General features: G+C 58.4%; 16 protein-coding genes and 1 other RNA gene. 12 read left to right on the forward strand and 5 right to left on the reverse strand.

The genetic code is table 11. From position 1 onward, the window contains the following. Positions 1-47: 47 nt before the first annotated feature. Positions 48-755, forward strand: a complete 708-nt coding sequence (locus Q1A44_RS14240; protein WP_299626401.1) for an SDR family oxidoreductase — start codon at positions 48-50, stop codon at positions 753-755. Positions 756-768: 13 nt separating this feature from the next. Here Q1A44_RS14240 and Q1A44_RS14245 read toward each other — a convergent pair whose 3' ends face one another. Beyond that, positions 769-1977 (reverse strand): leishmanolysin-related zinc metalloendopeptidase, encoded by a 1209-nt coding sequence (locus tag Q1A44_RS14245; protein ID WP_299626404.1) that lies wholly within the window; start codon positions 1975-1977, stop codon positions 769-771. A gap of 249 nt (positions 1978-2226) precedes the next feature. On the opposite strand from Q1A44_RS14245, the gene Q1A44_RS14250 reads away from it, so the two are divergent. From Q1A44_RS14250 to Q1A44_RS14275, 6 genes are all read left to right on the forward strand, one after another. Next, positions 2227-2577, forward strand: coding sequence for a DUF4345 family protein (locus tag Q1A44_RS14250; RefSeq protein WP_299626407.1), 351 nt, complete (start codon positions 2227-2229; stop codon positions 2575-2577). Positions 2578-2655: 78 nt separating this feature from the next. After that, positions 2656-3005: a transfer-messenger RNA gene (gene ssrA, locus Q1A44_RS14255) on the forward strand. Between the two features lie 81 nt (positions 3006-3086). After that, positions 3087-3515 carry a nuclear transport factor 2 family protein gene (locus Q1A44_RS14260; protein ID WP_299626409.1) on the forward strand — a complete coding sequence of 143 codons (429 nt, stop codon included), beginning with the start codon at positions 3087-3089 and terminating at the stop codon, positions 3513-3515. 137 nt (positions 3516-3652) lie between these two features. Continuing rightward, positions 3653-4363: a rhodanese-like domain-containing protein gene (locus tag Q1A44_RS14265; RefSeq protein WP_299626412.1), complete on the forward strand. Its 711-nt coding sequence runs from the start codon at positions 3653-3655 to the stop codon at positions 4361-4363. After that, positions 4360-5607 carry a chromate efflux transporter gene (chrA, locus tag Q1A44_RS14270; protein ID WP_299626415.1) on the forward strand — a complete coding sequence of 416 codons (1248 nt, stop codon included), beginning with the start codon at positions 4360-4362 and terminating at the stop codon, positions 5605-5607. Before Q1A44_RS14265 ends, chrA begins: the two co-directional genes overlap by 4 nt. Positions 5608-5684: 77 nt before the next feature. Then, positions 5685-6191 carry a ClpXP protease specificity-enhancing factor SspB gene (locus tag Q1A44_RS14275; protein ID WP_299626418.1) on the forward strand — a complete coding sequence of 169 codons (507 nt, stop codon included), beginning with the start codon at positions 5685-5687 and terminating at the stop codon, positions 6189-6191. Positions 6192-6199: 8 nt separating this feature from the next. Here Q1A44_RS14275 and Q1A44_RS14280 read toward each other — a convergent pair whose 3' ends face one another. Beyond that, positions 6200-6757, reverse strand: coding sequence for a hypothetical protein (locus Q1A44_RS14280; RefSeq protein ID WP_299626421.1), 558 nt, complete (start codon positions 6755-6757; stop codon positions 6200-6202). Positions 6758-6933: 176 nt separating this feature from the next. Here Q1A44_RS14280 and fumC point away from each other — a divergent pair, with 176 nt between their 5' ends. The 5 genes from fumC to Q1A44_RS14305 are packed head-to-tail and all read left to right on the forward strand — an operon-like array spanning position 6934 to position 9222. Then, the gene (gene fumC / locus Q1A44_RS14285) at positions 6934-8325 is read left to right on the forward strand and encodes a class II fumarate hydratase (protein WP_299626424.1); all 1392 of its coding nucleotides are present in this window, start codon (positions 6934-6936) and stop codon (positions 8323-8325) included. After that, positions 8322-8534 carry a DUF4169 family protein gene (locus tag Q1A44_RS14290; protein WP_299626427.1) on the forward strand — a complete coding sequence of 71 codons (213 nt, stop codon included), beginning with the start codon at positions 8322-8324 and terminating at the stop codon, positions 8532-8534. Before fumC ends, Q1A44_RS14290 begins: the two co-directional genes overlap by 4 nt. A gap of 44 nt (positions 8535-8578) precedes the next feature. Beyond that, the gene (locus tag Q1A44_RS14295) at positions 8579-8746 is read left to right on the forward strand and encodes a hypothetical protein (protein WP_299626430.1); all 168 of its coding nucleotides are present in this window, start codon (positions 8579-8581) and stop codon (positions 8744-8746) included. Next, positions 8743-8961: a ribbon-helix-helix domain-containing protein gene (locus tag Q1A44_RS14300; RefSeq protein ID WP_299626433.1), complete on the forward strand. Its 219-nt coding sequence runs from the start codon at positions 8743-8745 to the stop codon at positions 8959-8961. Before Q1A44_RS14295 ends, Q1A44_RS14300 begins: the two co-directional genes overlap by 4 nt. Positions 8962-8985: 24 nt before the next feature. Next, on the forward strand, positions 8986-9222 hold the full coding sequence (locus tag Q1A44_RS14305) for an N-(5'-phosphoribosyl)anthranilate isomerase (protein ID WP_299626436.1): 237 nt from the start codon (positions 8986-8988) through the stop codon (positions 9220-9222). Positions 9223-9324: 102 nt separating this feature from the next. Here Q1A44_RS14305 and Q1A44_RS14310 read toward each other — a convergent pair whose 3' ends face one another. From Q1A44_RS14310 to Q1A44_RS14320, 3 genes are all read right to left on the reverse strand, one after another. Continuing rightward, positions 9325-10218, reverse strand: coding sequence for a fructose bisphosphate aldolase (locus tag Q1A44_RS14310; RefSeq protein WP_299626439.1), 894 nt, complete (start codon positions 10216-10218; stop codon positions 9325-9327). Positions 10219-10309: 91 nt separating this feature from the next. Beyond that, the gene (locus Q1A44_RS14315) at positions 10310-11650 is read right to left on the reverse strand and encodes a cytochrome P450 (protein ID WP_299626442.1); all 1341 of its coding nucleotides are present in this window, start codon (positions 11648-11650) and stop codon (positions 10310-10312) included. Continuing rightward, positions 11647-12870: a hypothetical protein gene (locus tag Q1A44_RS14320; RefSeq protein ID WP_299626445.1), complete on the reverse strand. Its 1224-nt coding sequence runs from the start codon at positions 12868-12870 to the stop codon at positions 11647-11649. Before Q1A44_RS14320 ends, Q1A44_RS14315 begins: the two co-directional genes overlap by 4 nt. Positions 12871-13008: the final 138 nt, after the last annotated feature.

The raw sequence follows: 13008 nt of genomic DNA on the forward strand, positions 1-13008 counted from the left end.
ACCCTTTGCTATGCAAGGCACTTATCCTCTGCATAAAGGCGCACATCATGGAACTTTCAGGCAAGACCGTTGTGGTCACCGGCGGCAGCGACGGGATCGGCAAGCATATCTGCCTGAAACTGGCCGCCGAGGGATGCCGCCTTGCCATTATCGGTCGTGACACGTCCCGGTTGGCGGAAGTCGCCGGAGCCTGTGCCAGTGCTGGTGCGCCTCAGGTCCATACCTACGCCTGCGATATCCGCGACGGCGGCGCGCTGCAGAACACGGCACAGACGATCCTGAGCGATTTTGACGGCATCGACATTCTGATTAACAATGCAGGCATCTGGCACAAGACCGGCCGCCTCGACACCATCGACGGCGAAACGCTTCTGGCAACGGTCCAGACCAACCTGACCGCATTGATGCAACTGACCCAGCATTTGATCACCCACTTGCGCACGCGGGGCGAGGCCATCATCCTGAACGTTGCCTCAAAATCCGGTGTTGTGGCCCAGGCGGGTCAGGCGGTCTATACCGCCACCAAATACGGCGTGCGCGGCTTTACCGAAGTGCTCAAGGTCGATGAGGCCGACAGCGGTATCCGCGTGGCGGGGCTCTATCAAAGCGGCACAAATACCGAAATGTTTGCCAAGGCCAACGAGGACGTGCCCAACCACATCTTTACCGAACCCGAAGACCTGGCCGATGTGGTTGTGTTCATGCTGTCCCGACCGCCGAAAATCTGGCTGCACGACGTGCGCGTCGAATTGTAATTGCGGTGCTGGCCTAGACCAGTATGTCCATCAGCGGATCAACCGGAATTGGCCCGCTTAAATCGTTGGGATCATAGGGACTGTCAAAGACGGTATCAAAGCCCATGTCCTCAAGCGAGGCGATCGTCATCAAAGAAACGAACCCGCCCTGATCGACAAATCCGGTCATAATCTCTGCACCAAACAGATCTTCATCCCAATGGCCGCCCGCCGTGCCGGACCCACCGTCTGTCTCCACTGGAATACCCAGCAAAGAACCCGCATCTGCACCGGCAATTGTCGCAAATTCCGTTTGGTAAATGTCTGTTGCATTGGCACCGGTAAAGCGGATGTCACCCCCCGCGACCGAACCGCTTGTCAGCCCCATCAACGACCATAGGGTGCCAAAGCCTAGCGCATGCAACATCTCGTGCAACACGATGGTTTCCCAATTCCCGATATCAAGCTGGTTTTGTGCGTCTTCACTGTCAAAGGTCATCGCCCCTGTAGAAGGCAGGAAGGTCCCATCGTCGCGCAGCACCCGCGGCCCCGCGCTGCCCAGCGTGCCGCCCACCCCGTCGATGGCTTGCAAGGTTGCGGTGATGCTGATGTCATCAACAGCGACCCCGTTCACAATGGCATCGGGCAGATCGGCCAGAATGATTGAACTGAGGTAATCCGCAGCTTCGGTAAAGGCGTCTTGCAGGGCCGTCGACCAGGTCCCGACGAATTCAATCGTGACGTTGAACGAGGAACTGGCCGGGCCGCCGCTTGTATAGCTGGTGACCGGCCCATCGGGCAGCGGGCCGGGCGTGGCGTCATCCGCTCTGCCATATTCTGCGTTTGTGTCCCCCGGCGCCGGGCTGGGTTGCGAGATTTGCGGTGTGCCGGGCGTGGCATCGCCGGGTCTGCCTGCCTCGGTCGGCGCGTCGGGCGAAACGGGTGGATCAAGGGGCGGTGGCGCGGGATCGGGATCACTGTCTTCAACCGGTATCGGGTCTGGTGTGACCGGCAGATCCGTCCGCCCATCGTTGGAGGCGCGCGTGATCGCGCCGCCATCATCACGCCCACCGTTGGATCGCACAAAGTCAAAATGATCCGCCTGCGCGTCTTGGTTCGCGCGAGCCCATTCGCTGCGGCTCATCGGCTCGGTTTCAGAAAGGCCTGCCGCATCACTGTCGGATAATCTGGCGGAATATGCCTCGTCTCTTGCTGCATCTTGGCGGGAATATCTCAAAGCCATCTACCTGTCCTGTGAATCAACTAAAAAGCGAATGGTGTCAGTTTTGCATGACAAGTCCCGCGTGCATTCGCAAAAAGGGCGGTGGCGTAACCACTCGGCGGATAGATGCCGATGGCGGGTTCGCGTTTCGCCGTCCGTGCCACGACCGTTGAAAAGCAAAAGCTTTGGCACGCTTTCCGTCTGGTAACCGCACCCTTCATTCTCGCCACCCGCCGTTGAAGCCGCGCCACCATGTACTAACTGTCTGGCATGATAGACATTCTCAACATCATTGCCGCAGTCCTCACTATCGGTTTTGGGCTCTTTGGCTTTGTCGCGCCGCGCTACACCGCTGCGGCGCTTGATCTGGAACCGACTACCAGCACAATGGGCCTCAGCGAAATGCGCGCCTCCGTGGGCGGGCTTTTTGTAGTTGCCGGGCTTGCAGCGCTCTGGCTGGATGATCCGCTGGCCTTTGTGATGATCGGCTTTGCCTTTATGGGGGCAGCGCTGGGCCGCGTTCTGTCACTGATCTTTGATGCGCCGCCGGCGAGAAAGGTGATCATCTTTGGGGGGATTGAAGCCGCGCTATCAGCATGGTTTCTGGTCGCAAACCTTTAAAATCAGAGCAGTACGCCGCATTGTTGACGTTCCCGCTTGCAATCGTCGGTCCAAAAAATGCGCAATCGGAAGCTCCGACAGATTGCATCAGGCAGTGCGCTCTCCTATATATGGAGTGTCCTTCGGGACTATGGACATAAACGCGCTCGTCATAAGCGGATCGGACCCGGGGGCGGTACCCGGCGACTCCACCAACATCCCTTCATTTGGGGGACCACGGGGTCGAAACAGGATCGACGGACGTCTAAAGGGGTTAGCTTTGTCTCGGCTGTCTGCCACCGTTACCGGCGAAAACTGTACAATTGCAAATGACAATCGTGCTCCGATGGCAGTAGCAGCGTAAGCTGTTCCTAATATCGAAAATTAAGTCCTAACGCCTAGCCGCGTTAGGCGGGGTTCGCAGGCACCTGGCAACAGAAGCCTGCACTTTATTCCCAAACTTCAAACCTTGTTAATGTCGTGGTGTTAGGCGTTGATCAACCTCTGGATGATCAGTGCAAAGGCGGTCCATGCCCTACAAACTCAAAACGCTTCAAGGCTATTATGACGAGGTTTGGACCAAGGGAAACCTTGAGGCCATTCCAGATTATTTTGCACCGGACGCCCGCACGCGCGGGATCATGGGCGACATGCCGTTCGACGCGGACGACTTGGCGGACCTGATCTTTATGATCCGCGAACAACTCGGCCCGATCACCATCACCTTGCCCATCACGGTTGATCAGGACGAATGGCTTTCTGCGCTGGTCGAGGTCAAAAGCCATGCAGTGGCCAGCGGTGACCCTGTGCATGTCTTCGGCCAGATGATTGCGCGATTTGACGGGCAAAAGATGTCCGAGGTCTACAGCGGCGTCGATTCGTTGTTGTTGTTTGAACAGCTGGGCTGCCTGCCTGAAAACGCGATGGCCGTCATGCTCAGCGGCACGCGCCTGCGCTAGGGGCTTGACCTTAACCATGGCCCCCGATACGAAATTATCAGGGGCGCACGCGACTGCCCCATCAGGCTCATGGTTCCGGTTTGCCAAACAACCGCCCTGCCCAAGTGTCGCATCTTTTGTTGTGCTCAAAGGATGCCATGATGGACCCTGATTTTTGTTTTCACCCCAATGACTTGATGCGCGTGATGGGCACTGGCCAAATGCCCTGTCTGATCGACGTGTGCGTGCCCGAAGATATTGCCGCAGCGCCCTGGCGCCTGCCCGGTGCCCGTCATGTGGCGCATGGTGACATTCGCGAATGGATGCAAACGGCCGATCCCGCGCGGCCTGTGGTTGTGATCTGTCAGAAAGGGCTCAAGCTGAGCCATGGTGCTGCGGCCCTTTTGCGCGCACGGGGCTTTCACGCCCGTGCATTGGAGGGCGGAAACCTCGGCTGGTTTGATGCAAAACGGCCCCGTCTGGCCCTGAATACAGGCTCCGCAGGCATCGCTTCCTGGGTTCTGCCCGCACCGGTCACGGCCCAGTCGTTGTGCTTGGCCTGGCTGATCCATCGCTGGTTTGATGACGGGGCGGAGATCATGTGGGTGCCTGCCGCGATGGTCGGCGACGTGGCGGCCCGGTTTGGCGCGCAGCCTGCGCCGCGACGTATCGAAACGCTATGCTCTCAAGCGGGCCTCGATTACGTGCCGCTTGTCACCTTTCTGTCGCAGATTGATGGCAAGGCTGCGCCATGGTTGCCCCTTCTGACTGCCCTGCCCCACCTCCACCACAGTTCCGAGGCGCAAGCCGCGTCGGCATTGTCCATCATCGATGCGGCCTGGGTCGCCGCTCGCGAGGGGGCGGCATGAAACAGGATTGGTCGCAGCTTGCCCGCGTTTTCGGGCGCATCGGCTGCATGTCCTTTGGTGGGCCTGCGGCGCAGATCTCTCTGATGCACGAGGCGCTTGTCACGCGCCACAAATGGCTGACCGAGCAGGAATACCTGCGCGCGTTGTCACTTTGCATGCTCTTGCCCGGCCCGGAGGCGATGCAATTGGCGACCTATGCAGGCTGGCGGTTGCGTGGGGTGCCGGGCGGTCTGCTTGCCGGGCTTTTGTTTGTTGTGCCCGGGGCGCTGGTCATTCTGGGGCTCGCCATAGGCTATGTGCATTATGGCAACCTTCCTTTGATCCAGGCGGCGTTCCTTGGGGTCAAGGCTGCAGTGATTGTTGTGGTGCTGCAAGCGCTGCTGCGCCTTGGGAGAAAAGCGCTGACGGGCCGTGCAGCATGGATACTGGCAGGGCTCGCCTTTGCGGCCCTGTTTGTATTCGGCCTGCCCTTTCCAGTGATCGTGATCGCCGCAGGCATTTATGGGTATCTGACTGCACAAGGTGAAAACTCCACGCCACCACCCCACGCCAAAGCACGTACAGCACGCACGGTCCTTATCTGGGGCGGCCTTTGGGTGGCCCCCATTGTCGTGCTTTGGATCACCGCGCAGGATTTCCTGCTACAGATCGGTCTGTTCTTTTCCAAACTGGCGGTCGTTACCTTTGGCGGCGCCTATGCAGTGCTGGCCTATATGACGCAAGAGGTCGTGCAGAATTACGGGTGGATCACCACCGGGCAAACGATTGACGCACTGGGACTGGCCGAAACCACGCCGGGGCCGCTGATCCTTGTGACTGAATTCGTGGCCTTGCTTGCGGGCTTTGCCCAAGGCGGGCTTGGTATGGCCTTGGCGGCAGGCGCTGTGGCGCTTTGGGTGACTTTCACGCCCTGCTTTTTGTGGATCTTTGCCGCTGGCCCTTACCTCGAACACATCGCCGCGCGCCCGCGCCTTTCCGCCGCTTTGCACGCCATCACTGCGGCGGTTGTAGGGGTGATCCTGAACCTGTCGGTTTGGTTCGCCTTACACGTCATTTTTGGCCAAGTTGCCCAGGTTAACGCGCTCGCCCTGCCTCTGCCTGATGTCGCAACGCTTAATCATTGGGCAGTTCTGTTGACGGCAGTGGCGATGGTATTGATGCTGGGCTTGCGCGTCTCATTGCTGCCTGCCCTTGCTCTCATGGCCGCAACGGGTTGCACTTTGGGTCTGCTTGGTCTCAGTTAAGCCCAGTGAATTCCCAAGCCCCTCTTTCCTTGGCGCAAAATTGGGATATGCTAAGAGCAACTTGTGCGAGGACTGCCATGAGCCGGAGCATTGATTACGGCAACTTGATGCATGAGGCCATGCGTGGCCTCATTCGCAAAGTCCTGACCGATGTGTCTGAGAATGGCCTGCCAGGCGCTCACCATTTCTTTATCACCTTTGACACCAGCCATCCGGATGCCGAATTGGCCGATTGGCTGTCTGATCGTTATCCAGGCGAAATGACCGTCGTGATGCAACATTGGTATGACAAGCTGGAAGTTGGCGAGGATGGATTTTCCGTGACGCTGAACTTTGGTGACGCGCCAGAGCCGCTTTTTGTGCCCTATGACGCGATTAAGACATTTGTCGACCCATCTGTGGAATTCGGTCTGCGGTTCGAGACCCAGGAGGAAGACGGCGAAGAAGGGGCCAAAGCCCCGCCACCGCCCGAAATGCTGCCCAGTCCGACTGTGAAGGCAACTCAGATGGCAGAACCAAAAGCGCCGACTGACAAAGAATCCAAGCCAGCCGATGTTGTCTCTCTCGACAGTTTTCGAAAATAAGGACGCGCTTACTGGCGGGTCAGGAACGTATCGACCGCGCGCAGGATTTCGCCATCACGAATTGTCTGAAACCGCAAGTCTAGGCCACCATCACTAAGCGTGCGGTCATATTGTTGCAGGCTGTAACCGCCGTCCACATCCACAAAAAGCGAATAGACGGTCAGCGTTTCACTATCAATGCGCGACCAGACATAGGGTTCGCCCTTCATCGGGTTCAACTGCACCTCATGGCCAAACACGTTGCGTCGCATGGCCGCCGCATAAACCGCGTCGCGGTCGCTGGGCACAAAATCGATGGTGTAAGACTTTTCCTTGCGCCGCCCGTCAGAGCGCAGAGTGACAGAGGTCCATTTCACGCGAAATCCTTCCTTGGTTTCCGAAATGTCGACGCTCATGTCGCGCGGGATTTTCGTACCGTCTGCCGAGGTGACCTCAGCCGAGCCGGTATAGGTGCCCACAAATGCCGAAATATCGGCCCGCGCCACCCCTGCCATCAAAACCAAAAGGGCCATCAAACCGGCCAGCCGCATCACCGCCAATGAGGGAAACGATCGTAAAGGTGTCATCGGGAAGGCTCCTTCGGTTGCGCGCAGCTTTAATATAGGACGGTGCCGACGATGTTGCACCCAAACATTGAAAATTGTGACCGCACAACGCGCGATGGGCGCGGCCCCCATGCTTGTCTGTGCCGGTGCCGCCCGGTAAACCAAACCTGAACATTTTTTCAATCAGGAGCCGCCCGATGGCCGACACCCGCACAGAAACCGACAGCTTTGGCCCCCTTGAGGTCCCTTCGGAAAAATATTGGGGTGCGCAGACGCAACGCTCGATCATGAATTTTCCCATCGGTTGGGAAAAGCAGCCAATCGCCATCGTGCGTGCGCTGGGTGTGATCAAAAAAGCGTGTGCCATGCAAAACAAGGCTCAGGGTGGTCTCGATCCGCGTCTTGCAGACGCGATCATTCAGGCGGCGGGCGAAGTGGTTGACGGCAAATTTGACGACAACTTTCCCCTCGTCGTGTGGCAGACCGGCTCTGGCACCCAATCCAACATGAACGCCAATGAAGTGATCGCAAACCGCGCTATCGAAATCCTGGGCGGCGTGATCGGATCGAAAGACCCGGTGCACCCTAACGATCATTGCAATATGGGCCAGTCTTCCAATGACACATTCCCTACTGCGATGCACATTTCCGCGGCCATGACCGCACATAACGTGCTGCTGCCCGGGCTGGAGAAACTGCATGCAGCCTTGCAGTTCAAAGTCGAAGCCTTTGACGGGATCATCAAGATCGGTCGGACCCATACGCAGGATGCAACACCCCTGACCCTGAGCCAGGAATTTTCCGGCTATACCCACCAGGTCGCCATGGGCATTCAGCGGGTCAAAGACGCGTTGGGCCGGATTTACGAGTTGGCGCAGGGCGGTACGGCTGTGGGCACAGGCTTGAACACCAAAAAGGGCTGGGCCGAGGCGGTCGCGGCGCATATGGCCGACATCACTGACCTGCCCTTTGTCACGGCTCCTAACAAGTTCGAAGCACTGGCCGCTCATGACGCCATGGTCGAAATGTCAGGAGCGTTGAAGACTGTTGCTGCATCGCTTTTCAAGATTGCCAATGACATCCGCCTGCTCGGCTCGGGGCCCCGTTGCGGTCTGGGCGAGTTGGTGCTGCCCGAAAACGAGCCCGGCTCCTCCATCATGCCGGGCAAGGTGAACCCGACCCAATGCGAAGCGCTGACGCAGGTCTGTGCCCATGTGATGGGCAACGATGCAGCTGTTGGTTTTGCTGGGTCGCAGGGCCATTTTGAGCTGAACGTCTACAAACCCATGATGTCCTACAACGTGTTGCAATCCATGCAGCTTTTGGGTGACGCCGCTTCGGCCTTTACCGACAATCTCATTGATGGGCTGCAAGCGGATGAGGTGCGCATCGACAAGCTGATGCGCGAATCACTGATGCTGGTCACAGCCCTTGCGCCCGAGATCGGCTATGACAACGCCACCAAGGTCGCCAAGACGGCGCATAAGAACGGCACGACACTGCTCGAAGAGGCGATTGCCCTTGGTTTTGTAGACGAAGAAACGTTCAATCGCGTAGTGCGCCCTGAGAACATGATCGGGCCTAAGTGACGCGGCCTATCAACCTCAACAAGGCCCGCAAGGCCCGGGCTCGCGCCGAAAAAACGGCGCGGGCAGAGGCGAATGTGGTCGCATTCGGGCGCACCAAGGCCGAAAAGCAGCACGCAGAGCGAGAAACAGCACGCATGACGAGAGAACTGGACGGCAAAGCCCTCGAAACGTCCGCCAATGGTGCAAAAGACGGCAACAAAAAGCCATAAATTCCAGGCAACTTGTCAGCGTATTAAATGTGACAGGTATTGTTATGACCCAGAAGACGGACCAAAGCATTGAAGATCGCAATCGGGTGCGCGCCTTGCGACGGGCCCGACGGTATATCCGTGCGAATGAAGGGGCATTGGCCCGTCTTCTAAACACCTATGCCCGCGTCTCGACGCTCGATCCGACCCGGCGTGTTTGGGCCGAACAGTGAACGACGGGCCGCAAAAGCATTCCCTGACCCTCAAAGGACATCGCACAAGCGTGTCACTGGAGCCAGAGTTTTGGGCCGCTTTTCGCGAGATTGCGGCGGCTGACGGCAAACCGATCAATGCGCTGGCCAGCGAAATAGATGCCGCGCGCGCGCCGGATGTGGGGCTTGCCTCGGCGATCCGTGTGTTTGTGTTGTCCCGTTTTAGAGAACGTTAACCAAGACAGGGCAAGGTGCTCCGTATGTCTGGTTCCGCAAAAACCACCCCGCTCAGCCCTGAAGGTTACCTTTTGGGTATCTTCAGTTCCAAGGCCGCACGCGATGGCGCAGTGATACGTCGAAAATCGCGCGATATCGAACGCTACGTGGGCCGTCAGGTGTTTTTGTCCGAATTGAACCGGCGCGGGTATGCAGCCGTTGAGAATGCGGGCCAGATCGTGATCTTTTGCAATGCGGAACCGGTCCACCCTTTGGCCTAGCCGGAGACCGGCGCGGTCTCCGGCAGGTTTTCGGCGCGAAAACCGGAAAATCTGGACCGGAAACCGCGTCGGTTTCCAGCCGGTCTTTGCGTCAAAGACCGATTACGCAACCGATGCGCGATAGATCTTGTCAATATTGCCACCGAGTGCGGCATTGAACCCTTCATCGCTCATGTCTCGCTGCAACCCTTCGGTCAAGGCGCGGCTAAAGCTGGCAATCATCTTGTGGTTCTGGGCCAGGCGCGCGCTTGCATCGTCAGTCGAATATCCTCCTGACAGCGCCACAACTCGCACCACCCGCGGATGATCGGCCAACGCATCATAAAGCCCAGGTTGATCGGGCAATGTCAGTTTGAGCATTACGTCCTGACCTTCGGCCAAGCCCTCCACGTGGCGCATCAGTGCTGCGGCCAACATCGCTTCCGCTTCGGCCTTGGTCTCGGAATGGATGTTCACTTCAGGTTCGATGATCGGCACCATACCTGCTGCCAAAACCTCATGTGCCACCTCGAACTGATTGGCGACAATCGCCTCGATCCCCGTGGCATTGGCGCCATGCACAACCGACCTTTCCTTGGTGCCGTAGACGCCCATCGACTTGGCCTCGGCCAGCATCTCGGCGAGGCCCGGAATGGGTTTCAGCAATTGCACATCGTCGGCCTGATCCTGCAAACCTTTGTCAATTTTCAGAAACGGCACAACACCGCGCTTATTCCAGAGATAGGCAGGCACGGATTGCCCGTCGATTTTCTCATGCAGCGTTTTTTCAAACAGGATCGCGCCGATGACCTTGGCGCTGGTAAAATCGGGGCTGAGAATGATGCGGGCGCGCATTCGTTGGATTTCAGCGAACATCTCATCTTCGCTGCCATAGTCATTGGCGTCCACACCATAGAGCGCCAGTGCCTTGGGGGTGGACCCGCCCGATTGATCGAGCGCAGCAATAAATCCCGAACCGGTTTCCATCTGGGCACGCATTGTTGCAACATCAGTCATCGGGTCACCTCCGGAAGGATTAGGATTTGTTGTTGAAACAGGCCTATCGCAATCCAGGCGACGGTGTAATCCCACCGCCCCGGTGTTAGCGTTACCGTTTGCGCAAATTCAGCCAGATGCCGTCTTTGGCCCGCACCGTCAGGTGCGCCACGGGCACCGGATCGCGCCCTTCGACCGTTTCCACGCGCATATCGCGCAACAGTCGCGCCAGAATCAGCGGGCCTTCAACCATGGCGAAACCGGCTCCTGTGCAGACACGGGCGCCGGCAGAGAACGGGATAAACGCTTCACGTTGGCAGGTCTTGCCGTTTTCAGTGTGCCACCGCGCGGGATCAAAAGCGTCAGGCCGATCCCACAGCCGTTCGTGCCGGTGCAAGTGCCAGGGGCTCAACACCAACTGGCTGCCCTTGGGCACGGCTCGCTCGCGGAACGTCTCTGGGCAGGCGGCTTCGCGCACCATCATCGGAACCGGAGGATAAAGCCGCAGGGTTTCGCGAAACACATCGCGTGTGATCGGCAGCTTTGACATCGCAGCAAAGTCGCAAGCCTCCAGCGTTTGTGCTTCGCCGGCAACCTTGTCCTGCCAATCGGGGTACAGCGCCATGAGGTAGAGTGCCCAGGCCAGCGCTGATGCGCTCGTTTCGTGGCCTGCCAGGAAAAAGATCGCCACCTGGTCCACCATTTCGCCCGGCGAAAAGGTTTCTCCCGTTTCGGGGTCGCGGGTGGTCATAATCTTGGTGGCAAGATCATCCGGGGCGGAGCCCGCCGCGATCTCCTCTGCGCGTCGCTGCACCAATTGGCCGATCAACGCCCGAATACGCGCCGCACTGGCCCGCGTGTCACGGCGAAACAGACGCGGCATCCATTTGGGCAGGGGCACAAAGGCTGCCAGGTTCAGGATCGGTTGGCTACGCTGATAGGCACGAAATTCGTGGAACACCGCGCCCGCCAGCTTGTCCTCAATGGGGATAGAGAAAAGCGTGCGAAAAATCACGTCTGCGGCGGCGTGGCTGGTGTGTTCCTCAATCTCCGTCATGCCTTGGGGCAAACGGGCAGCCGCCGCCTCGGATGCGTCCCACATGGCGGGAAAGGTCTCGCGCAGGCGACCACCTTCGAACGCCGGATCAATGATCCGCCTTTGCCGTTTCCACATCTCGCCATTGGTCAAAAAAACCGAATTTCCCAACAGTGGGCGCAGCCCCTCGCCAATCCGGTCGGATTTGGGGAAGTCATCGGGCCGATCCTTGAGCACCGTTTTGACCAGATCGGGCTGATTCATCAGATAGCTGCGGAAGAATGGCGTGCGAAACTCTGCCATCCATGCGCGGTAAAGTCGCGCGGGTTGCGCCGACAGGATATCGCGCCGAAAAAGCTGCATATACCGCCAGAGCGATACGCGATCCGGCCTGCTGGGCGGTTTGGGCGGGATCATGCGGCCACAGACGTGTATTTGGACACGGCGTGATCAATCCGCGATTTCGAGGGTGGCCTGCCTGCATATCGTTCGGCCAAGGTCACAGGGCCTGCGGTGATCTGGAAATAATCGTAGTCTTTGGGGCGATCAAAGGCGCACATGTATTGAAAATGCAACCGAAAGAAGCGCCAGCGCAATTCCGACCACTTCTCTGCGCTGAGGGTTTGGGTGAACGCGGCGGAAAAGACGAGCGGCCATTTTTTGGCCGGCGGCGCAACGCCCGAGACCGCAACCGGATCGCATAGCGCAAAGGCACAGCCATCGCCGGGCGCGGTGACATCGACCCAAGTGAGTTCCTCGCGCGCGGCAAGATATTGCAGGTCTGCACGCAGGCGATGCGCGTCAGGCAAAAACGATACCATAGGCACCACTTGGCCCAGCGACAAAAACGCCAGCTTGGGCCCATGGACCGGAACACGGCCCGCACGGATCAGATCGGCAAGAATAGACACCCCCAAATGGGCGCCCGAGGAATGGCCAACCACCAGAACCTCGTCCACGTCCGTGGCAAGCGCCTCTGCGATACTGTCCTGAAAGTGGTGCATCCGATCTTCAAGGGGCTTTGGGTTCGCTCCGTTTGAGGCGGCCGAGTAGGCGTAGTCATGCATAAGATAATAAGCAAAGACTTTGCCGTCCTTGGATTTGAACCAACGCAAGAGGGCCACAAATGCAGCCGCCCCAAGAGCCGCCCCGATCCATGCCCCAATGTCGCCCAAGGTCAAACTGCCAAGCCGCCAGATACCCAACCAGAGGGCAAGCGCGATCAACAGCTGCCCCAAAAGCATACCCACGGGATAAAGCGCCGCAATCACCGGCCCTTTGCGCAGACGCATCAGACGGCATAGAGCGCCTGAGGCAATATAGGTCCAAGCGGTGCGAACCATCTGCAAATACGTCCCGGGGATAGAGGCGTCCATGCTGTCACGGACAATGTCGGACCAGACCAGCACTTCCACATCGGCATGGGTTGTGGCGTCGTCGATCATTGTGTCGATCTGCCAGCCGTAATGCGAACCGCCCGTTCGCGGTTTCAAGGTCAGGTCATATCCTGAAATAGCCGCTTGGGCCGCACCCTCGCTGCGGTAGAGCTCGCGATAGCGGCGCGGATGAATAGGGTCATAGCCGGGGATGTAAAACACCCGGCGGTTTTTGACGGTTTGTGGATGCGGACTGCTCATGGATGCACCTCTTTTCCAGAGATACTAACGGCTTTCTTTGGCCAAAGTAAGGCGGCGTGGGGCTACGTTCACGCGACTTTAATCGTTGTCGAAGACGGGTGCAGTCTTTGGTGGTTTTCCGGCACAGATGGCTGATAT

Source organism: uncultured Tateyamaria sp., from assembly GCF_947503705.1.
Classification (GTDB): Bacteria; Pseudomonadota; Alphaproteobacteria; order Rhodobacterales; family Rhodobacteraceae; genus Tateyamaria.